The 21,171-nt window shown below is 39.1% G+C and carries 18 protein-coding genes; 13 read left to right on the plus strand and 5 right to left on the minus strand.

From position 1 onward, the window contains the following. Positions 1 to 10: 10 nt before the first annotated feature. A complete protein-coding gene (locus BMY66_RS09480; RefSeq protein ID WP_049960295.1) occupies positions 11 to 346 on the minus strand; it encodes a winged helix-turn-helix transcriptional regulator in 336 nt (111 codons plus the stop codon). A gap of 155 nt (positions 347 to 501) precedes the next feature. Between BMY66_RS09480 and BMY66_RS09485 the strand changes: the two genes are divergently transcribed. From BMY66_RS09485 to BMY66_RS09495, 3 genes are read left to right on the plus strand one after another with little or no spacing between them, the layout of a single operon-like run. Further along, a complete protein-coding gene (locus tag BMY66_RS09485; protein WP_090394976.1) occupies positions 502 to 2,193 on the plus strand; it encodes an FAD-dependent oxidoreductase in 1,692 nt (563 codons plus the stop codon). Positions 2,194 to 2,242: 49 nt separating this feature from the next. Beyond that, positions 2,243 to 2,455: a 4Fe-4S binding protein gene (locus tag BMY66_RS09490; protein ID WP_090394977.1), complete on the plus strand. Its 213-nt coding sequence runs from the start codon at positions 2,243 to 2,245 to the stop codon at positions 2,453 to 2,455. Continuing rightward, positions 2,448 to 3,029 carry a 4Fe-4S binding protein gene (locus BMY66_RS09495; RefSeq protein WP_044935628.1) on the plus strand — a complete coding sequence of 194 codons (582 nt, stop codon included), beginning with the start codon at positions 2,448 to 2,450 and terminating at the stop codon, positions 3,027 to 3,029. Before BMY66_RS09490 ends, BMY66_RS09495 begins: the two co-directional genes overlap by 8 nt. A 54-nt stretch (positions 3,030 to 3,083) precedes the next feature. Here the strand turns inward: BMY66_RS09495 and BMY66_RS09500 are convergent, their stop codons facing one another. Next, positions 3,084 to 3,503 carry a hypothetical protein gene (locus tag BMY66_RS09500; RefSeq protein WP_044935629.1) on the minus strand — a complete coding sequence of 140 codons (420 nt, stop codon included), beginning with the start codon at positions 3,501 to 3,503 and terminating at the stop codon, positions 3,084 to 3,086. A gap of 145 nt (positions 3,504 to 3,648) precedes the next feature. Between BMY66_RS09500 and BMY66_RS09505 the strand changes: the two genes are divergently transcribed. After that, complete coding sequence (locus tag BMY66_RS09505) at positions 3,649 to 3,999, plus strand: DUF3783 domain-containing protein (RefSeq protein WP_143064527.1); 351 nt, start codon at positions 3,649 to 3,651, stop codon at positions 3,997 to 3,999. A 12-nt stretch (positions 4,000 to 4,011) separates the two neighbouring features. Here the strand turns inward: BMY66_RS09505 and BMY66_RS09510 are convergent, their stop codons facing one another. After that, the gene (locus tag BMY66_RS09510; RefSeq protein WP_090394978.1) at positions 4,012 to 5,223 is read right to left on the minus strand and encodes an EAL domain-containing protein; all 1,212 of its coding nucleotides are present in this window, start codon (positions 5,221 to 5,223) and stop codon (positions 4,012 to 4,014) included. A 246-nt stretch (positions 5,224 to 5,469) separates the two neighbouring features. On the opposite strand from BMY66_RS09510, the gene BMY66_RS09515 reads away from it, so the two are divergent. Continuing rightward, positions 5,470 to 7,005, plus strand: a complete 1,536-nt coding sequence (locus BMY66_RS09515) for a DHH family phosphoesterase (RefSeq protein WP_090394979.1) — start codon at positions 5,470 to 5,472, stop codon at positions 7,003 to 7,005. Between the two features lie 98 nt (positions 7,006 to 7,103). Here the strand turns inward: BMY66_RS09515 and BMY66_RS09520 are convergent, their stop codons facing one another. Beyond that, the gene (locus BMY66_RS09520) at positions 7,104 to 7,466 is read right to left on the minus strand and encodes a hypothetical protein (RefSeq protein ID WP_090394980.1); all 363 of its coding nucleotides are present in this window, start codon (positions 7,464 to 7,466) and stop codon (positions 7,104 to 7,106) included. 133 nt (positions 7,467 to 7,599) lie between these two features. Between BMY66_RS09520 and pepF the strand changes: the two genes are divergently transcribed. The 5 genes from pepF (at position 7,600) to BMY66_RS09545 (ending at position 16,262) form a co-directional block, all read left to right on the plus strand. Beyond that, entirely contained in the window at positions 7,600 to 9,399 is a 1,800-nt protein-coding gene (pepF, locus tag BMY66_RS09525) for an oligoendopeptidase F (RefSeq protein WP_090394981.1), read from the plus strand. Positions 9,400 to 9,511: 112 nt separating this feature from the next. Further along, positions 9,512 to 13,018, plus strand: a complete 3,507-nt coding sequence (locus BMY66_RS09530) for a DNA polymerase III subunit alpha (RefSeq protein WP_090395026.1) — start codon at positions 9,512 to 9,514, stop codon at positions 13,016 to 13,018. 101 nt (positions 13,019 to 13,119) lie between these two features. Beyond that, positions 13,120 to 14,106, plus strand: a complete 987-nt coding sequence (pfkA, locus tag BMY66_RS09535; protein ID WP_044935639.1) for a 6-phosphofructokinase — start codon at positions 13,120 to 13,122, stop codon at positions 14,104 to 14,106. Then, positions 14,090 to 14,896 carry a TrmH family RNA methyltransferase gene (locus BMY66_RS09540; RefSeq protein ID WP_090394982.1) on the plus strand — a complete coding sequence of 269 codons (807 nt, stop codon included), beginning with the start codon at positions 14,090 to 14,092 and terminating at the stop codon, positions 14,894 to 14,896. Before pfkA ends, BMY66_RS09540 begins: the two co-directional genes overlap by 17 nt. 136 nt (positions 14,897 to 15,032) lie before the next feature. After that, entirely contained in the window at positions 15,033 to 16,262 is a 1,230-nt protein-coding gene (locus tag BMY66_RS09545) for an L-lactate MFS transporter (protein ID WP_090394983.1), read from the plus strand. A 1-nt stretch (position 16,263) separates the two neighbouring features. On the opposite strand, the gene BMY66_RS09550 is transcribed toward BMY66_RS09545, so the two are convergent. Continuing rightward, on the minus strand, positions 16,264 to 17,541 hold the full coding sequence (locus BMY66_RS09550; protein ID WP_090394984.1) for a PucR family transcriptional regulator: 1,278 nt from the start codon (positions 17,539 to 17,541) through the stop codon (positions 16,264 to 16,266). Between the two features lie 149 nt (positions 17,542 to 17,690). Between BMY66_RS09550 and BMY66_RS09555 the strand changes: the two genes are divergently transcribed. From BMY66_RS09555 to BMY66_RS09565, 3 genes are read left to right on the plus strand one after another with little or no spacing between them, the layout of a single operon-like run. Beyond that, positions 17,691 to 18,635, plus strand: coding sequence for a flavodoxin family protein (locus tag BMY66_RS09555; RefSeq protein WP_044935651.1), 945 nt, complete (start codon positions 17,691 to 17,693; stop codon positions 18,633 to 18,635). A gap of 28 nt (positions 18,636 to 18,663) precedes the next feature. Then, positions 18,664 to 19,125: a hypothetical protein gene (locus tag BMY66_RS09560; RefSeq protein WP_044935655.1), complete on the plus strand. Its 462-nt coding sequence runs from the start codon at positions 18,664 to 18,666 to the stop codon at positions 19,123 to 19,125. Between the two features lie 13 nt (positions 19,126 to 19,138). After that, entirely contained in the window at positions 19,139 to 21,169 is a 2,031-nt protein-coding gene (locus tag BMY66_RS09565) for an oxidoreductase (RefSeq protein WP_044935658.1), read from the plus strand. Positions 21,170 to 21,171 lie beyond the last annotated feature (2 nt).

Raw genomic sequence — 21,171 nt, forward strand, 5'->3', positions numbered from 1 at the left:
CGTTCGAAAATTAAAGATTCTTTTCACCCCATCTTTTAAGCTCTAGTAAAATAGGGATAATACTTTTAGCTTTGTCAGTCAGGGAATATTCAACTCTGACTGGCATTTCATCATATTGTGTTCTTATTACCATGTTTGCTTCTTCTAGCTCCTTGAGCGAAGTAGCGAGCATGGTATTTGTTATTCCAAAAACAGAACGTCTCAAATCTCCGTAACGAACGACTTCCTCTTTATCAATCACACAGAGAATCATGATTTTCCATTTTCCGCCAACTATATTTAATACTTTTTTTAAGCCGCAATCTTCTCCGGCAATGTTATCACAAAGTGGTTCTTTCTTACTCATTTATCTACCTCCATGGTCAGTTTTTTTTTACTAGGTTAATAATTTCTGCGTACTTGATATATTTTTCGTACCACATATAATAAACCTATCAGCTGAGAATTGCAATTAATTAGTTTTATGATAAAGAAAGTCCAAGGAGGTTGGAACAAATAATTATGGGTAAAACAGTCATTATTGGCGGTGTTGCTGCTGGTGCAAGTGCAGCTGCAAGACTTAGAAGATTAAAAGAAGATGAAGAAATTATTCTGCTTGAAAGAGGAGCGTACATTTCATACGCAAACTGTGGATTACCTTATCATGTAGGTGATGTAATTCAAAATAGAGAAGATTTGCTTGTTACTAAAAAACAGGTAATGCAGAATCGTTTTAAAATAGATGTAAGAGAAAACAATGAAGTTATCTCTATTGATAGAGCTAATCAGACTATTGCTATTCGCAAGAATGATGGTGAGGAGTATCATGAAAGATACGATAATCTTGTGATTGCTACAGGCTCATCACCAATCAGACCTAGAATCGAAGGAATTGATTCAGATAAGGTTAAAACATTGTGGACAGTTCCAGATACAGATGAAATCAAAGCATATATCAAGGACAACAATGCTAAAACAGCTGTTGTAGTTGGTGGAGGATTTATTGGTCTTGAAATGGCAGAAAACCTTCATGCTTTAGGTTTGAAGGTTACTATTGTAGAAGCTGCAAATCAGGTCATGGCTCCAATCGATTATGAAATGGCATTACTTTTAAATGAAAACATTAGAGCTAACAATGTTGACCTTATCCTTGGAGATGGTGTAGCAAAGTTTGAGGACCAGGGAAATGCAGTAACAGTAAGTCTTTCAAGTGGAAAGAGCGTAACAGCTGATTTAGTTATCCTTTCTATTGGTGTTCGTCCAAACAGTGCTTTGGCAAAAGAGGCAGGAATTGAACTTAACGAGCGTGGCGGAATCGTAGTAGACGATCACATGCGTACATCTGATTCACATATTTATGCAGCAGGTGATGTGGTTGAGGTAACAGACTTTGTATTTGGCGACAAGACAATGGTGCCACTTGCAGGGCCAGCTAATAAGCAGGGAAGAATTGTTGCAGATAATATTGCGGGCATTTTTTCAACATATAAGGGAACTCAGGGTTCTTCTGTTGTTAAGGTATTCGATTTAACAGCTGCAGCAACAGGTGCAAATGAAAAGACTCTCAATAGACGTGGCATGGTAAAAGACAAGGATTACAAGTCAATTATCGTAACACAGAATTCGCATGCAGGGTATTACCCAGGCGCAAAGCCAATGATTTTAAAGCTTGTATTCTCAATGGATGGAAGCAAAATCTACGGAGCTCAAATCGTTGGAAAAGAAGGTGTAGACAAGAGAATTGATACACTAGGAACAGCTATCAGATTTGGTGGTTCTGTGTATGACTTAACTGAAATGGAACTTGCATATGCACCACCATATTCTTCTGCAAAGGATCCTGTAAATATGCTTGGCTTTGTAGCTGAAAATGTTTTAGCCGGATTAGTAGAAATTGCAGAATGGAACGAACCAGACACAGACAAGGAAGCTACAATCCTTGATGTAAGAGAGCCAGGCGAGCTTGCAATGTATTCATATGAAAACGCAATCAATATTCCTCTTGGACAGCTTAGAGGCAGACTCGATGAGCTAGATAAGAATAAGAAATACATTGTAGTATGCGCAATCGGAGTGCGAGCTTACAATGCAGCAAGAATCCTTAAAAACAACGGATTTGAAAACGTAAAGGTTTATCCAGCAGGAACAAGAATGTACATGTCCACACATAGAAATCCTGATGAATTTAGCCAGGAATTTGTATGTAAATATTAAGCAGATAGGACTATATTAGGTTTTGATAAAGAAAAGAGAGTTATAGGAAATGGCAAAAAGGAAGGCGAACCCGGTTAAAAGCATCTGCGTGGCCTGCGGTGTTTGTGCACTACAGTGTCCAAGGGATGCGATTAGTATTTATAAAGGTTGCTATGCAGTTGTCGATGCAATCAAATGCGTAGGATGTGGGCTATGCAAGAAGGCATGTCCAGCAGACGCAATTAAATTAGAAGACGTAGATTCGGAGGTGGCAAATGGCTAAGACAAAGAAGAATCCTTGGTATAGCTACCTTTGGATATGGTCGATTATTTATTTTGCACTTGGATTTTTTAATATCCTATTTGCGTGGTTAGGATTAATAGATTTTATTCTTCCACTTATTTTTGCAATAGTAGGTGGAAATAAATGGTTCTGCAACAATATGTGCGGAAGAGGTCAGTTGTTCTGGGTGTTGGGAAGAAATTTAAAATTTTCTAGACAGAAGACAGCACCAAAGTGGATTTCATCAAAATGGTTTAGATACGGCTTCTTGACATTCTTCATGACTATGTTTGGAACAATGATATTCCAGACATACCTAGTATTTTCAGGAGCAGGAACTCTTAGAAAAGCTATCAAGTTATTCTGGACCTTCAAGGTGCCTTGGAAATGGGCATACAATGGAAGCATTTTCCCTGATTGGGTTGCTCAGTTCGGCTTTGGATTTTATAGTCTAATGCTAACATCCACATTAATCGGGCTAATTGTGATGGTTTTATACAAGGAAAGAACCTGGTGTTCATTCTGCCCTATGGGAACAATGACTCAGGGAATATGTAAGATAAAAGCTAAGTAATGCTTAGGCGGCCAATTGTGGCCGCTTTTTTAATATAAGCAGGTTAGACATAACTTAGTCCTCAGGAGACCAGCTTGCCTGAACATCCTCGATTACTACATTTTCGTCTACCTTTACAACGATTTGGTATTCGTCCTCGTAAACAATTTCACCTGGAAAATTCGTATATACAACATAGTATGGATGCTTATATCTTTCAAGTAGCCATAGAAGTGGATTAATCATCTTCATCATCATTTCAGAATTTTCCATCTTGAAATAGCAGATGACTTTTTCTTGGCGCTTGCACTGTGGAGGCCAAGGAAGTTCTTCCGCAAACCATGCATCTATTTCCTTGAAGAGGCCAACATCTTCTTCATCCATAACACCGTCAGTTAGCATCTGATTAAACATACTGAAAATGCCTTTTCCTGTTTTGGTGTTGGCAGCTAATTCTTTTCCTTGAATTCTACAATACTTAAACTTTACAGCCATATATAACCTCGCGAATAATGAGTTACGATTGATTCTAAAATCATCATAACATGAGAACGGGGCATCAAATAAATTATCACAGTAATATCACAGAAAAATAGTTAATATATAGCTTTCTCCCAATAAATTGTTTACAATCATAATTATGAAAGTATACGTTTATAATTTGATGTTCAACAAAATAGCAGCAGCCACCAAAGCCTGTAGTGCAGTTGGTGCAGAGCTTGTGACAATTTCAAAGGATGATATTCATAAATCGGTAGAGCATATTATTGGAGAAGCTAAGAATCCAAAGCCAATGAAGGATTCAAGTGATGTGATTACAGAGCTGATGATTTTTGATGGTTTCACAAGCGATAGTTTAGATGTGTTTTTAGATGCATATAAACAAACTAAGGCGCCAGCCATAGTTTATAAAGCTATGGTGACACCTATAAATAAAAAGTGGTCATTGACCTACTTATATTCCCATTTAGTAAATGAGGCAGGACATTAAGTCCTGCCTTTTTTATACATATGTTCCGTCTTCAAAATCAAGATTCTGAATGAATGACACTACATATACATCGCTGTTTCTTTCGTTTTCCATGAAGTAGTCTTCAATGGCGATTTTGTGGATTTCATTGTTTTCGTCTATTTGATTGACAATTCGCATTACCCTTTTTTCACCATTCTTATATGCTTCAAGAAGGCTTTTTCTGTTGAAAGCATTTAAAACATCCTTTTGTGATTCAGGTACGGTGACAGCCACAATTCGTCTTAGGCATTCATCGTAAGAACCTGTTTCAGGGATAGTTGTATTTATAAAGTTTTCATGTCTCATAAATGTATATGAGTTTTTACTTATGTTGGCAAACTTTATAATTTGAAACTTTTTATATACTGAATCAATTAGAATTTTAACTTGCTCAAAAACAGCACCTTCTTCAAATGGTTCCATTGTACCGATTTCTACAGGTGCTTCTTCTATACACATGCGAATAAACTCGCTTTTTTCAAGCGGCTTAGAAAAAATGAATCCTTGAATATAATCACAATCGCAAGTATTAATGAATTGTAGCTGTGATTCTGTTTCTACACCTTCGACTACAGTTATAAGCTTAAGGCGATGTGCAAAATAGAATACAGATTCAAGAGTCATTTTTCCTCTTTCGGTTTGACAGTTGTCAGCCAGGAAGGATCTATCTATTTTAAGGATTTTGGCTGGTACATCTTTTACAAATGAAAGAGATGACATTCCAGAACCAAAATCATCGATTGAAACTGCGTAACCAGCAGCAACGATTTTGTTAACCCATTCGATAACATCCTGTTTGTCTGTTGCTACGTCAGATTCAGTGATTTCAATTCCTAAGAATTCCTTATTTATACCGTAGGTTTCTACAAGTTTGTCTAGCTTTTCTATGAACTGAGAATCATGAGCATGTTCTCTTCCGAAATTAACACTTATTCTAACAGCTCTGCTTTTTAGTAGCTTGATGGTTTTACAAGCTTCCTCAGCAATAAACCAATCTACAACAGAAAGCTGGCCGTTTTCTTCTAAAATAGGAATGAAATCTTTTGGTAAGACAATAGTGCCGTCTGGCTTTACCCATCTGACAAGGGCTTCTGCCCCTCCGACAACTCCTTTTTTAGCATTGTACTGTGGCTGATAATATGCTTGAAGCTCACCGTTTTCGATTGCTGCAATAATATTTTCTAATAGTATTTGATTATCCATTTTTTCTTGAAACGTTATAAAAAGATTAATAGAGACAAAATCAGATTATAATGTCACGTATTGGAACTGTCAACGAAAAAAGTTGCCATAAACCTTGAAAATTCAATGTTTGTACAAAATTGCAATAAGTTGTTAGGAAACTGAGCTTGAAGTGTACAGTTTTCATAATTGAGAAAAAAGACAATTATTAGACTATTGAGGAGATAGTTCTTTTATTTTAATAATTAAAACTATATAATAGTTTCTATGAAGCTAGAACAATTATTAAAATTCGATAATATCATAGTGCAATGCCACAATAATCCCGATGCAGACGCTCTTGCATCTGGTTTTGCTGTCATGAAATATTTAAAGTCAAATGGCAAACATGCTCGATTTGTTTATGGTGGTAATTTTGAAATATCTAAGAGTAATCTGAGACTTATGATCGAAGATTTGGATATTCGAATTCATCATGTACGCTATCAGGAGCAGTTAAATGAACTCCTTGGAATAGATAAGGAAGGATTGCCAGATGTGCTTGTTACAGTTGACAGCCAGTATGGTGAAGGTAATATTCAGCAGTTTAAGGCTAAGAATATTGCAATAATAGACCATCATCAGGTTGCAAATGAGCTTCCAGAGTTGGCTGAAGTCCGTTCATATCAGGCCAGCTGTGCTACAGTTGTATGGGATATGCTTAGAGAAGCAGGCTACGATGCTAACGACGATGTTAAGCTTGCAACTGCCCTTTATTATGGCTTGATGACAGACAGTAACAATTTCTCGGAGCTTCACCATCCATTAGATATGGATATGCGAGATGAGTTAAAGTACAGTGCGTCTATCATCACAAAGTTTAGAAATTCAAATATTTCTCAGGCTGAGCTTCGAATTGCAGGAATTGCTCTGCTTGGTTCAGAATATTACAGTGATAATCATTACTCAATCGTAAAATCGGATCCATGTGATCCAAACGTTCTAGGTATTATTTCAGATATGCTTCTGGAAGTAGAGGATGTTCACTGCTGCCTCGTATATTCTATCCACGAAGGTGGTGTAAAGATTTCCGTACGAAGCTGCATAAAAGAAGTAAAGGCTGATGAGCTTGCCAGATTCATCTGTGCAGGTGTCGGTGATGGCGGTGGTCATCTGATAAAAGCCGGTGGACAGATTCGTCGTTCTCTTTTGGAACTCCAGGAGATGGAGTACACAGCGCCAGCTATTCAGCAGTTTTTCAGAGAGCGCATGAAGGAATACTTCAAGGACAACGAAATAATCTATACAGATAATTATATTGCCAATACTAAAGGTATGGCTAAATATAAAAAGAAGCGTCTCCATGTAGGATATGTTAAGGCTACAGATATTCTTCCAGCATCAAGCAGATGTGTCATTCGTACATTAGAGGGTGATGTGGAGCTTGAAATCCAGGAAGACACAGTTATTGCCATTGGCATTAAGGGTGAGGTTTATCCTATGACATGGGATACATTTGTAAAGAAATATGAAATTTCTGATGAAGAATATGTTTATCCTGGAAATTATCAGCCTACAATAAAAGATGTAGACAGAGGCATAAGCAGAGAGCTATTGCCATGTGCACACAGTTGTATTTCAGTGGGCACAAGTGAGATATATGCAAAGGAAGTAAATGTCCGCACAAAGGTATTCACCAAATGGGACCCAGAGCATTATTATCTTGGTAAGCCTGGGGACTACATGGCTGTTTCCGCTACAGATAAATCAGATGTATATATAATAGAAAGAAGTATTTTCGGCGACACATACGAAAAAATTTAAAAATCGGGCTCTGGATTCCAACTAAACTGGGAGGTCTCCAGAGCCCTTTTATAATAAGTTACCTGAAGCTCTTAGCTTCAAGTAGCAAATGCACTTGATTAAAAAGCTACGATATAATAGCCTTCCTTAAGACCACTAATCTGTAAATATGATTTTACATCAAGTACACGTTTTGTAAGCTTGTGGCCTGTTTGAGTAAAGCCATCAGCTTCTACTTCATTAAATGTGATGTCGTTACCGTCTTCAATTCCACGGCGGTCTGTTACGTGATATTTCGAAACGCCACTTGCAATTCTTCCAAATTCAGCTTTTGAAACAAGGACACTGACTTCTACGTTTCCACCAGCAGCACCTGTTCGTAATGTGTTTGTATCTGCAAAAAACTGACGACCTAGTTCGTCTTCTTTGTTGCCATTCATTGCTTGGCTTAGTCCCTTGATTAAATCCTCGCGGCTATCCATGGAATCCTCCTATAAATTATGATAATTTTTATCGTCATTTCCCGGTGGGAACATTTTTATAATACAATGTATCTTTGAATAATCTGTGATAGAATAGTGAAAGATTCAGTGGGTTTAGACGGAGGATAATGGAATGGCAAAGGAGTTACTTACAAGAGATCAGGTTAATGTTGAAGATACATGGAATCTTAAGGATATGTATTCCAGCGACAGCGACTGGGAAGAAGATATAAAGGTTATTCTTGGTAAAACAGAGGAACTTGTTAAGTTTGAAGGTAGAGTTTGCGAAAGTGCAGATACTCTTTTGCAGGTTCTTGAGCTTTCAGCCTTCATTTCTGAAAAGCTTGAGTTCGCATACAACTATGCAGCTCGACTTTTTGATGAGGACCAGGGAAACACTCTTCATCAAAGCATGAATCAGAAGGTTTTCAGCATTATGGCCAAAATCAGTTCCGATGTTTCGTTCATCGATCCAGAGATTTTAGCCTGTGATGAATCAAAGCTGGAAGAGTTCTATAGCAAAGAGCCAAAGCTCGATTTATATAAGAAGCAAATAAAAGAAGTTCAAAGATTAAAGGCTCACACACTTTCGGCAGAAATGGAAAAAGTTGTAGCTATGACAGCGGAGATGTCTAACACTGCATCAGAGGTGTACGAAGCATTTACAAATGTTGATATGAAATTCCCTACCATCAAAGACGAGGATGGGGAAGAGGTAGAGCTTACACACGGACGATTTGTTCCATTTTTGATGTCAGCAAATAGACGTGTCAGAGAAGATGCATTTAAGGCATACTATGACACAATGAAGGATTACATAAATACATTGGCATCTTCATACAGTGGAGAGGTTAAACAGAGAGTATTTCATTCCAGAGTAAGGGGATATTCTTCAAATCTTGAAGCGGCAGTAGATGCAAATAATGTTTCACCAGAAGTTTATGAAAATCTGGTTAAGACAGTAAACGCTAATCTAGACAAGCTTCATGCGTATGTATCGCTTCGAAAGAAGTGCCTTGGTGTTGATGAGCTTCATATGTATGATATCTACACACCAATGATTTCAGACGTTGCTAAAAAGGTTACTTATAAAGAGGCTCAGGAGACTATCTGCAAAGCACTTGCAGTTCTTGGAGATGATTATGTAGAACTTCTAAAAGAAGGTTTTGCAAATCGTTGGATTGATGTGTATGAAAATAAAGGAAAGCAGGGTGGTGCTTATTCTGCAACAGCTTATGGTTGCCATCCATACATGCTTTTAAATTACAACGATACATTTGATGATATGTTTACAACAGCTCATGAAATGGGACATTCAATGCACAGCCACTATTCAAATAGTGCACAGCCTTATATTTATTCAAACTACAAAATCTTTGTTGCAGAGGTAGCTTCAACCTGTAATGAGATTTTGCTTTTAGAGTATTTGCTTAAAAACTGTACAGATAAAAAGGAAAGAGCATATCTTTTAAATCATTATCTGGATAGCTTTAAGGGTACTGTTTATCGTCAGACTCAGTTTGCAGAGTTTGAAAAAATCACAAACGAAATGGTAGAAAATGGAGACAGTTTGAATGCGGAAAATTTGTCGACCATATATAAGGACATAAATGAGCGTTATTATGGTCCGGATATGATTTCTGACCCAGAGATAGCTTACGAGTGGGCTCGCATACCTCACTTTTACTACAATTTCTATGTATATCAGTATGCCACATCTTTCTGTGCAGCAGTAGCTATTGCAGAAATGATTCTTACAGAAGGTGAGCCAGCTGTGGCTCGCTACAAGAAGTTCTTATCATCAGGTTGCACCGATGCACCAGTTGAGCTTCTTAAAATAGCAGGCGTTGACCTCACCACACCAGCCCCAATCGAAGCTGCCTTAGCAAAGATGGGCGAAATCGTGGAGGAGCTATCGTTGCTCGTCGAATAAAAAAATATAGAGGAGTCTGTAGTTAACAAGCTATGCTGTTACTCAAGCGAGATGTGTTATCGAGCGGAGTAATAGCATGCTTGTAAACGTAACAGACGGACTAGAGGTTTTTATGAGTTTTGTTCATCTACATACACATACAGAGTATTCACTGTTGGATGGCTCGAATAAGATAAAGTCATATGTTAAGAAATGCGTAGACATGGGTATGACTGCGGCAGCCATCACAGACCACGGAGTAATGTATGGTGTTATCGATTTTTATAAAGAGTGTAAAGCGGCAGGAATAAATCCTGTATTAGGATGTGAGGTCTATGTTGCTCCTGGTTCTCGTTTCGACAGAGAGCGAGTTCAGGGGGAGGATAGATACTACCATCTTATTTTGCTTGCAGAAAATAACGAAGGCTATCAAAATCTCATAAAAATCGTTTCTGCAGGTTTTGTAGATGGATACTACTACAAGCCACGTGTGGATTTTGAGACTCTCCAGAAATATCACGAGGGTATTATTTGCTTATCTGCCTGTCTTGCAGGCGAGGTAGCTAGGCTTCTTGTCCGTGGATTATACGATGATGCAAAGGCTGTAGCTATTAAATACCGTGACACCTTCGGAAAGGATAATTATTTCCTTGAGCTTCAGGACCATGGTATTGATGAACAGAAAACTGTTAATCAGGGATTACTTCGTCTTTCAAAGGAGACAGGCATCCCTTTAGTTGCCACAAACGACTGCCACTACACAAATAAAGAAGATGCAGCCAGCCATGACGTGCTTCTTTGTATCCAAACAGGTAAAAAGCTTCAGGATGTAGACAGAATGCGTTTCGAGACAGACGAGTTCTATGTCAAATCAGAAGAAGAAATGCTAGAGCTTTTCCCTTATGCAAAGGAAGCGGTTTATCGTACACAGGAAATTGCAGATAGATGTCATGTGGAAATCGTTTTCGGTGAGACAAAGCTTCCTCATTTCGAAGTTCCGGAAGGCTACGATTCATGGACATATTTGAACAAGCTTTGCTATGAGGGATTGGATCGTCGTTATGGTGACAAGGCAGAAAGCCTTAAGTCTCGTCTTGAATACGAATTAAATGTTATTAAAAATATGGGATATGTTGATTATTTCCTTATCGTGTGGGATTTTATCAACTATGCCAGAACTCATGGTATTCCTGTAGGTCCAGGACGTGGATCTGCTGCAGGTTCACTTGTCAGCTACACCACAGGAATCACTAATATCGACCCAATCAAATACAGCCTGGTGTTTGAGCGTTTCCTTAACCCAGAGCGTGTATCCATGCCCGATATAGATATTGACTTCTGCTACGAGCGTCGTTCAGAAGTTATCGATTACGTTATTGAAAAATATGGTAAGGACTGTGTAACCCAGATTGTTACCTTCGGTACATTAAAGGCTCGTGGTGTTATCCGTGACGTAGGACGTGTAATGGATTTGCCATATGGATATGTGGATTCCATTGCCAAAATGATTCCTATGGATTTGGGTATCACTTTGGACAAGGCACTTGAAATGAATCGTGACCTTAAGGCTATGTATGATGCAGATGATCAAATCAAAAATCTTATTGATGTTGCTCGTACTCTTGAAGGTCTTCCACGAAACACTGGTATGCATGCAGCAGGTGTAGTTATTGCCGGCAAGCCAATGGACGAATATGTTCCTCTTTCAAGAGGTGGTGACGGCACTATCGTTACACAGTTTGTCATGACCACTATCGAAGAGCTTGGTCTTCTAAAGATGGATTTCCTTGGCCTTCGTACTCTTACAGTTATTAATGATGCGGTGAAGCTAGTAGAAAAGAACCATGGCATTAAGCTTGATATTGATAACATTGATTATAATGACCAGGGCGTTATGGAAATGATTTCTGCTGGTAAATGCGAGGGTGTTTTCCAGCTTGAATCTACCGGTATGAAGAACTTCATGAAGGAGCTTAAGCCTCATTCAATCGAAGATGTTATAGCCGGTATTTCACTTTATCGACCAGGCCCTATGGATTTCATCCCTAATTACATCAAGGGTAAGAATAATCAGGAGGGTATTGTGTATGAATGCCCAGAATTAGAGCCAATCCTTGCTCCTACCTACGGCTGTATCGTATATCAGGAGCAGGTTATGCAAATCGTTCAGTCTTTGGCTGGATATTCACTTGGTGGTGCCGATGAAATCCGTCGTGCCATGAGTAAAAAGAAGCAGTATGTCATCGAAGAGAATCGCGAGATTTTCGTTAATGGTGGTCAAATTGAGAACCATATCACTGGTAAAATCACAAAGATTCCAGGATGTGGTGCAAATGGCATATCGAGCCAGGTGGCCAATGGAATTTACGACCACATGGTTGATTTCGCTAAGTATGCCTTCAACAAATCACATGCTGCTGCCTATGCTGTAGTTGCCTTGCAGACAGCGTATTTGAAAAAGTATTATCCAATCGAATTTATGGCAGCCCTTATGACATCTGTTATTGATGCCAGTGGAAAGGTTGCAGAATACATTGGCGTATGCCGTTCTTCAGGAATCGAAGTTCTTCCTCCAGATGTTAATTATGGAGATGGACGTTTCTCTGTTGATGGCAAGAGCATTCGATATGGCTTATATGCAATTAAATCAGTTGGTCGTCCTACAATTGACGCAATCAAATATGAGCGTGAAAAGAATGGACCATACCATGATTTGGAAAACTTTATAGATCGTGTTAGCAAATATGATGCCAACAAACGAACCATTGAAAATCTTATCAAATCAGGAGCACTTGATTCTCTTGATGGAAACCGAAGACAAAAATGCATGATTTTCCCAAGCATTTTGGATTCCATGAATAGCAAAAAGAAAAATGAGATTGATGGTCAGATGTCTCTTTTTGATTTTGCCAGTGAAGAGCAAAAGGAAGATTTGAAAATCTCATTACCACCTGTTGAGGAATTCGATAAGGAAATGCTGCTAGCCTTTGAGAAAGAGCTGATGGGTGTATATGTAAGTGGTCATCCACTTGATGATTACATTTCACTTCTTGAGAAAAATGTTACAGCCCATGCCAGTGAGTTCCTGATTGATGACGAAACAGGAATGGCAAAGGTAGAGGACAATAAAACTGTTGTCGTAGGTGGAATGATTACAGATGTAACGATTAAGTACACTAAGAACAATAAAGCTATGGCATTTATTACTTTGGAAGACCTTACAGGTCAGGTGGAAGTAATTGTATTCCCTAACAGCTTCGAGCCAGCTCGTTCACTAATCGCAGAGAATAATAAAGTCTTTATAAGTGGCCGAGTTCAGGCGGAGGAAGAAAAGGATGCTAAAATCATTTGCCAGGATATAAAGAGCTTTGACGATTGCAAGCGAGAAATCTGGATTCAGTTTAGCAATAAGGCTGAGTATGATTCCAAGGAACAGCTTCTTTCTGACACAATTCGCAGCATGGATGGCAACGATAATATGGTTATCTATTTAACCGAGGAAAAGGCTGTAAAGCGTATGCCAGACAACTGGGGAATAGGTGCAACAGCAGAGAATCTCGAAATCCTTTACGAGAAATTTGGAGAAGCAAACGTAAAGGTTGTAAACAAAAAGGTTCAATTTGCCTCTAGAAGGTATTAATTTCAATGAAAAAGAGTGATTTTTTATTGAAATCGCCTACAAAAGAGGATAAAATAGATTGGAATTGTTTTCAGAGGGATATTTTAGGAGGATTTATCAAAATGGCAGATAAAGTAAACACAATTGGTGTCCTTACCTCAGGTGGTGACGCTCCTGGCATGAATGCCGCTATTCGTGCAGTTGTTCGTCAGGCAATCGCTAGAGGCAAGAAGGTAAAGGGTATTAGAAGAGGTTACGCCGGATTACTTTCAGGCGAAATTATAGATATGGACGCTCATAGCGTTTCAGAGACTATCCAGCGTGGTGGTACTATTCTTCAGACAGCACGTTGTTTAGAGATGCTTGATCCTGAGTATCAGGAGAAGGCTGCTAAGAATGCAATCGCTGCAGGTATCGATGGCCTTGTTGTTATCGGTGGTGACGGTTCATTCAAGGGTGCTCAGAAGATTTCTAAGTTCGGAATTAACACAATCGGTCTTCCAGGTACAATCGATCTTGATATTGCATGTACAGAGTACACAATCGGTTTCGATACAGCTGTAAACACAGCTATGGAAGCTATCGATAAGGTTCGTGATACATCTACATCTCATGAGCGTTGCTCAATCATCGAGGTTATGGGACGTGGCGCTGGTTATATCGCTCTTTGGTGCGGTATTGCAAACGGTGCTGAGGACGTACTTCTTCCAGAGCGTTATGATTATGATGAGCAGAGACTTGTAAACCACATCATCGAAGGACGTAAGAAAGGCAAGCAGCACCACATCATCATCAATGCAGAGGGTATCGGCCACTCAACATCAATGGCTAAGCGTATCGAAGCTGCTACAGGTATCGAGACACGTGCTACTATCCTTGGTCACATGCAGCGTGGTGGTTCACCTACATGTAAGGATCGTGTATATGCATCTACTATGGGAGCTATGGCAGTTGACCTTCTTTGCGAAGGAAAGACAAACCGCGTAGTTGGTTACAGACATGGTGAGTTCGTTGATTTCGATATCGACGAAGCTCTTGCAATGAAGAAGGACGTTGACGAGTATCAATATCAGCTTTGCCAATCTTTGAACAATGATTACAAGTACTAATAACAATCAAATCAAAAATATTATTGCACTTAACAAAAAAGCCAGAGAGCGTAAAGCTCAAAGGCTTTTTGTGATTGAAGGGATTCGTGCCGTTGCAGAGGTCCCAGCCAATCTTTTAGATAGTGTATATATCATAGAGGGCTTTGAAGCTACAGCTGAGGGAAAGGCTTTCCTTGCACAGATAAAGGAAAAGGCACCACAGGTTCATGTGGAAGAAGTGGCTACAAATGTATTCAAAACCATGTGCGACACTGTCACTCCACAGGGAGTTCTTGCGCTTGTAAAGATGCAGGATTTCACTATGGATGATGTTCTAGGCGCTGCATCTGGCAAGCCTGCACATGTGGTTATTCTTGAATCTCTACAGGACCCTGGCAATATGGGCACAATAGTCCGTACTGCAGAGGGGGCGGGAGCTACCGGCATTATCATGAACAACACCACTGTGGACATCTATTCACCAAAGGTTGTACGTTCTACCATGGGAAGCATTTTTAGGGTCCCACACATGATAGTTTCAGACCTTGGTGCAACCATAAAGGAACTGGAAGAAAAGCATGGTTTATCAGTTTATGCAGCACACTTAAAGGGTGAGAAGTTCTACGATGAATTGGACTTCACCGGTCCTACAGCTTTCATGATTGGAAACGAGGGAAATGGTCTGACAGACGAAATGTCAGCATTGGCTACAAGCTACCTAAAGATTCCAATGGAAGGTCAGCTAGAATCATTAAATGCATCTGTAGCAGCGAGCCTTCTTATGTATGAAACACACAGACAGAGAAAATAAAATAAGATATTAATAGAAATAAATGTCGATGAAAATTGACATTTATTTTTTTTATCGCTAGAATGCAATTACTGCGAAATCTTATAACTTATATTTATTCTCCAATCCGCAACCTAAGGATTAGAAGGAGAATAGAATGAATTTAGACAAAAAAAGATGGATTATTTTATTGGCGGGATGTTTTATTAATCTCTGCCTTGGCTCTATCTATGCATGGAGCGTTTTCTCTGCTGCTATGGCAGATTATTTCAATGCTACAATGGGAAGCAATATCACACCCGGTGATTTAGCTATCGTATATACGATTGCAAATTCTGTTGGGCCAATCACAATGATTTCAGGTGGATGGTTCAATGACAAATTCGGTCCTAAGAAAGTAATTCTTGTTGGTGGAATTATGTGGGGCCTTGGCATGTTTTTATCAGGATTTGCTACCAGTGTAGGATATTTAATTGCAACTTACGGTATCATCGGTGGACTTGGTCTTGGAATGGCCTATGGAAGTGTTATTTCTACATGCGTCAAATTCTTCCCAGATAAAAGAGGATTAATTGGTGGAATAACAACAGCGGTATACGGTGCAAGTTCGGTAATTTTACCACCAATAGTAACAGCAATCGTTTCAAGAACAGATGCAAGCTTTGCATTCAAGCTTGTTGGTATTATTTTTATTGTTCTTATTGCCGTTTCGTGTATGTTTTTGGAACAGTGCCCAGAAGATTACGTTCCATCAGGATATGTGGTGAGTACAACAGGCTCTGGTGCAAAGATTGAAAACAAAAACTGGAAAGAAATGCTTAAGACACCAGTATTCTATGTTATGCTTCTGCTTTTAACATGCGGAGCTTTCTCGGGAATGATGATTATATCTCAGGCATCATCAGTGGCTCAAAACATGATTGGTATGACAGCTGTTCAGGCATCTCTTGCAGTATCATTACTCGCATTATTCAATGCCTTTGGAAGAATTCTTGCTGGCTATATTTCTGATAAGCTTGGCAGAATCAACACCCTCATGATTGCATGTATGCTGGGATGCATCGGCGGCTTTATTCTTTACAACTGTGGAACAGGGGCAGCTGGACTATTCTATGTAGGACTTGCAATTGTAGGAATGAGCTTTGGCTCATTTATGGGGGTTTATCCAGGCTTCACTGCAGATCAGTTTGGCCCAAAGAACAACAGCGTAAACTATGGAATCATGTTTATCGGTTTTGCATTGGCTGGATACTTCGGACCACAAATCATGCGAGGTGTTTATGCTTCTACAGGAGCATATCAAAATGCATTTATTATTGCATTGAGCTTTTCTGTAGCTGGAATTATATTTACATTCCTATACAGATTCTTAGCAAAAAGAAAATAGACTAGTATCGATACTTTTTTGAAATATACAAAATCTTAAGAGATATTTCATAGGCAAACATGTTATCAGGATTAGATACATCAATATTAAAAAGCGACTTCATTTTTTCGAGTCTATAGAAAAAAGTTGATTTATGTATATGGAGTGCTTCAGCTGCTGCTGGGGCGCTCCTATTTTTTTGAATGTAGGTTTCAAGAGTGTTTAGATAATCTGTTGAATTCTCTAAATCATATGACTGCATAAATTTTATTGCTGGATGTATAGTAGCTAAAAATAGCGAAGGGTCATCTAATAGGGTGGTGATATGGCGCAAGCAGTAGTCACCATATCTTAATGTATTTCCGATATTATCCTCTAAGTCAATCATTCCAAAGATACATTTACACTGTTCATAATATGTAGGGGCTTCTGTCAGATTCGTAAATACGAAGCTGATGGTACATATCATTCTGTTCATTAGTAGAAATGTTTGTAGTCTGTCCTCTGTTGCACCGTTGAATGGAGTAGTGTGATTTGCTGGTAAAAGTGTAACCAGCTGTCCTTCATAGGTACCTGTAATGGCATTTGGAAAAATAGATTGTAGCTGTTGACAGAAATAGTCAGTTGCAAGTAGTTTTGGATTAGAATCTACAAAGTCATAGGACATCAGATAGTAGCTTGCACTTGGTTTGTAACCAAGTGAAGAAATTTGAGATTTAATGGTGTCTTCGTTTTCAAAATGTCCAAGCAGTAATTGTTTTAGAAATCTATCAGTAGTAATTCCACGAGGATTCATATATAGATTATTTTTTTGTAGATAAACTGAAATAATATGACTGAGATGGTGGATTATTTCCAAATCATCATCTGTAAAATCTCGATTGATTCCCCGTACACACACATATCCTACAACTGAACGATTGATGCGGATACTTTCAAAAGCCCAATCATATTCAAAGTCATCTACCTTTGTAATAAAAGGATAGATACTGTGAAATATATGGTCGGTTAAATTTGATTCCTTCATATCGTTTGAAAACACATTTTTTATAGATAAACGATCATTACGCACTTCCAGGGTGCGGGAATCATCAACTGTTGGAAAGGAGTCCAAAATAGAAAAGCTGCTATCGCAGATGTTTATAGGATTGTTTATATAACCATACGCCTTTTGTAGGATGAGGTTTAATTCATGTCCGTGACGTAGTACGGTGAAAAGCGACTCTTTTTTCTGTTGTAATTGTTGATAGTTTTTAATAAAGTCGTTCATTTCTTTTAATTCGTTGTTCAATTCTTCCATAATAACCTCCAAAGAATACTTACTGAGTATATCAGACAAACGTCGGAAAAGTAATCTCCTTTTTATAGATTTAATTGAATTTCTGTCTGATGAATATATAGGAAAAGATTGTTATATTTTTGTCAAACAAAAGTAAAAGGAGAATAATGATGGCTATTAAAGTAATGGGTGTTGCTGCCGGAAGAAAGGACAGCAACAGCGAAATTTTGTTGAAGGAGGCGCTTATCGCCTGTGAGGAGGCTGGTGCAGAAGTCACTATGATTAACCTCAGAGACTATAACATTATGGATTGTACAGGATGTACTTCTTGTACTATTGGAATGTCTCAGGGTAAGCATGTTGGATGTATCCTCGACAAGAAGGATGACAAGAAAAAGATTATGGATGTCATGCTTAATCAGGACGCTGTAATTTTTGCAGCACCAACATATGATTTGATGCCAGCATCAAACTATCTTACATTCGCACAGCGCAGTCTTAGCTACGAGACAGCATTTCTTGAAACAATCGGTGCTATTGAGCACAAAGATCGTGTAGCAGGTCTTATCTCAGTGGGTGGTTCTACAAGAGCATGGCAGGCAATGGCTCTTGAAGGTATGCAGGCAACAATGTTCACTACAGACTTCAAGGTTGTTGATATGCTTCTTGCAACTCAGGTTCCAGGCCCTTCTCAGGTACTTCTCAAGGATGATCTCATTGAAAGAGCTCACAAGATGGGCGAGAACATCATCAAAGCAGTTCAGACACCAGTTGAAGAAAGAGGCTGGCTTGGTGATGAGGACATGGGATGGTGTCCAAACTGCCACAGTAATGCACTTGTTCTTGGCGAGATGCAGTGGGATGGACTTCATTATCCAATCGAGTGCCAGGTTTGTGGAGCAGGTGGAAATCTTGAGCAGACAGCTGATGGCAAGTGGAAATTTGTTATTCAGAAGGATGGTCTTCTCAAGGACAGAACAACTGTAGCAGGTCGTGCAAAGCATCTTGAAGAGATTGCTCACACACAGGGTGGATTCTTTGCAAATCCAGAAAACAGAGAAATTGTAGCAAGCAAAATTGGTCGCTACAAAAATAAGCAGTTTAAGGGTATCTAAAAATTAAATAACAGGGAGATGTACGATAATGAACATGAGCAAAAAATGTAAAGTTTTAAACGTATTGATAACAAATATTCCTATAGCGTTTGCTATTTCTTTAGCTGCACAGCTTATCGCAACACGTACCGTTGTACCTAAACTTTTATTAATCAATTTTACACTTGCATATGTAATCTCATTCTTTGTTGGAATGTTTTTACCAGCAGTACCTTGGGGATTAAAATTTGCAAGCGCTTGTAAGGCAAAGCAGGATACATTACCATTCGGACTTTTAGTGAATGTAATTGTCAATCTTGTGTATGTAGTAGTCAACTGTATTTTCCTTACTTACTTTAATGTTGTTATTTTGAGCCACGCTCCAGTCATTGCATATTTCTTCGCAATGATTTCTACATTTATTCCTATCTACTTAGTAGGATATGTTGTTTCATTCTTATGGAACAGACCAGCAGAAATGTTGGCCAGAAAAATTACTGGAGAAGTGTAAAAGGAGAAAAACCATGAAATTTGAACACTTAATGAGTCCAATGAAAGTTGGAAATGTAACTTACAAAAACCGTATTGTAAGTGCGCCTATGGCATTCGGATTAATCGTACAGAATCCAGAGGCAAGAGATTTTACTTATCGTAAGCTTGAAAGTGGAGCAATCGGTGGTAACGCATGCGTTATCGTTGGTGAGACAGATGTTAACTTTAAAGATGCTGTTCGTATTCCAGGCTTCAGACCATTCGACTTTGCTAAGCCAGAGGAAGACATGGAAACTTTCAATGCCGTTGCAGAGTATGCAAAAAGAATCAAGAGCCATGATTGTATCGCTCTTGCAGAGCTTGTTCACTGTGGTAAGGAGAAGGTTCCTTTTAGACCAGAGGAAGAAGCAATCGGACCAGTTGAATGCACAAACTTAGCTGGTGTACATGTACGTGCTATGAATGAAGATGATATGGCTCGTATCGCAAATGACTTTGCAGTTGCTGCAACTTATATGCAGAAGGCAGGCTTTGACGGTGTACTTATCCATGGCGGTCACGGATTCTTATTTACACAGTTCTTAAGCCCACTTATGAACACAAGAACAGATGAGTACGGTGGATCACTTGAAAATCGTGCTAAGTTCCCAATCCAGATTATCAAGGCTATGCGTGAAGCAGTAGGCCCTGACTTCCTTATCGAGCTTCGTATTGATGGAACTGATCACCAGCCAAACGGTATTACACCAGAGGAGACAGGTGAGTTTATCAGCTGGGTTGAGGATTACATTACATCTGTTCATGTAACATGTGGTATTTATGAAGATTCAGTTAAGTCTGGTACAGAAAGTTCTATGTTCCATGAGCATGGTCTTAACATTGAGCCAGCTTCTATTATCAAGAAGTATACAAAGCTTCCAGTCGGTGCAGTTGGTGGAATCAACTCACCAGAGATGGGTGAAAAGGCAATTGCTGAAGGCAAGATAGATTTCATCATTCTTGGTCGCCAGATGCTTGCAGATCCAGAATTTGCAAACAAGTGCAAGTGTGGCGAAGAGGATTGCATCAGAAGATGCTTACGCTGCTACCTTTGCTTCCCAGGTTCACCTGAGGAAGGATACACAGACTTACCATTTACAAGTGAAGAGCTTGCTCTTTATGTAGGTCATTGTAGAATCAATCCTCTTGCACATTTACCATTTGACCCAGCTACACTTCCAGCTGCAACAAAGAGCAACAAGGTTCTTGTAATTGGTGGTGGTCCTGCAGGTCTTCAGGCAGCAATCACAGCATTTGATAGAGGCCATAAGGTAACTCTTGTTGAGAAGAAGGAAAATCTTGGAGGACTTCTTTACTTCACAGATATTGATGTTGATAAGCCAGACTTACGTAACTTCAAGAATGTACTCATTCGCGAAGTTGAAAAGCGTGATATTGATGTTCGTCTTAATACAGAAGCTACACCAGATTTCATTAAGGAGTTTGGTGCAGACACAGTAATTATTGCCACAGGTTCACTTCCATCATGTCCACCTATCAAGGGTATTGAGAATGCTCATCAGGCTATGGAAGTTTATGATGGAGAGCTTAAGGTTGGCAAGAAGGTTGTAATGATTGGTGGAGGACTTGTTGGTTGCGAAACTGGATTACACCTTACAAAGTTAGGTCATGAAGTAACAGTTGTTGAAATGCTTGACCGTGTTGCAAATGAGGCATTCGGTAGCTACCGTGAAGCTCTTGTTTGGGAGATGGAAAATAATGGCATGAAGACAATGCCAAAGACAAAATGTCTTGAAATCTTACCAGATGGAGTAAAAGTAGAGAACGCTGACGGTGAGCAGACACTTGAAGCAGATACAATCCTTTTTGCACTTGGTATGAAGACAGTTCCTTACGATGAGTTAAAGGCAGCTGCAGGTGATGCAGAGGTATTTGTTGTAGGTGATTCAATCAGACCAGGTCAGGTAGACCAGTGTACACGTTCTGCATATCTTGCAGGTGTTGATATTGCAAAGCCTGAAAACTTTGTAGATCACGAGTACAGAGGAATTATCGATAAATAAAG

It is taken from the genome of Pseudobutyrivibrio sp. C4, assembly GCF_900111635.1.
In the GTDB taxonomy this organism is placed as follows: Bacteria; Bacillota; Clostridia; order Lachnospirales; family Lachnospiraceae; genus Pseudobutyrivibrio; species Pseudobutyrivibrio ruminis.

Excerpts from the sequence above, each read along its gene's own strand:
- BMY66_RS09480 (WP_049960295.1), bottom strand. The coding sequence starts at position 346 with ATGAGTAAGAAAGAACCACTTTGTGATAACATTGCCGGAGAAGATTGC.
- BMY66_RS09485 (WP_090394976.1), top strand. The coding sequence starts at position 502 with ATGGGTAAAACAGTCATTATTGGCGGTGTTGCTGCTGGTGCAAGTGCA.
- BMY66_RS09490 (WP_090394977.1), top strand. The coding sequence starts at position 2,243 with ATGGCAAAAAGGAAGGCGAACCCGGTTAAAAGCATCTGCGTGGCCTGC.
- BMY66_RS09495 (WP_044935628.1), top strand. The coding sequence starts at position 2,448 with ATGGCTAAGACAAAGAAGAATCCTTGGTATAGCTACCTTTGGATATGG.
- BMY66_RS09500 (WP_044935629.1), bottom strand. The coding sequence starts at position 3,503 with ATGGCTGTAAAGTTTAAGTATTGTAGAATTCAAGGAAAAGAATTAGCT.
- BMY66_RS09505 (WP_143064527.1), top strand. The coding sequence starts at position 3,649 with ATGAAAGTATACGTTTATAATTTGATGTTCAACAAAATAGCAGCAGCC.
- BMY66_RS09510 (WP_090394978.1), bottom strand. The coding sequence starts at position 5,223 with ATGGATAATCAAATACTATTAGAAAATATTATTGCAGCAATCGAAAAC.
- BMY66_RS09515 (WP_090394979.1), top strand. The coding sequence starts at position 5,470 with ATGAAGCTAGAACAATTATTAAAATTCGATAATATCATAGTGCAATGC.
- BMY66_RS09520 (WP_090394980.1), bottom strand. The coding sequence starts at position 7,466 with ATGGATAGCCGCGAGGATTTAATCAAGGGACTAAGCCAAGCAATGAAT.
- pepF (WP_090394981.1), top strand. The coding sequence starts at position 7,600 with ATGGCAAAGGAGTTACTTACAAGAGATCAGGTTAATGTTGAAGATACA.
- BMY66_RS09530 (WP_090395026.1), top strand. The coding sequence starts at position 9,512 with ATGAGTTTTGTTCATCTACATACACATACAGAGTATTCACTGTTGGAT.
- pfkA (WP_044935639.1), top strand. The coding sequence starts at position 13,120 with ATGGCAGATAAAGTAAACACAATTGGTGTCCTTACCTCAGGTGGTGAC.
- BMY66_RS09540 (WP_090394982.1), top strand. The coding sequence starts at position 14,090 with ATGATTACAAGTACTAATAACAATCAAATCAAAAATATTATTGCACTT.
- BMY66_RS09545 (WP_090394983.1), top strand. The coding sequence starts at position 15,033 with ATGAATTTAGACAAAAAAAGATGGATTATTTTATTGGCGGGATGTTTT.
- BMY66_RS09550 (WP_090394984.1), bottom strand. The coding sequence starts at position 17,541 with ATGGAAGAATTGAACAACGAATTAAAAGAAATGAACGACTTTATTAAA.
- BMY66_RS09555 (WP_044935651.1), top strand. The coding sequence starts at position 17,691 with ATGGCTATTAAAGTAATGGGTGTTGCTGCCGGAAGAAAGGACAGCAAC.
- BMY66_RS09560 (WP_044935655.1), top strand. The coding sequence starts at position 18,664 with ATGAACATGAGCAAAAAATGTAAAGTTTTAAACGTATTGATAACAAAT.
- BMY66_RS09565 (WP_044935658.1), top strand. The coding sequence starts at position 19,139 with ATGAAATTTGAACACTTAATGAGTCCAATGAAAGTTGGAAATGTAACT.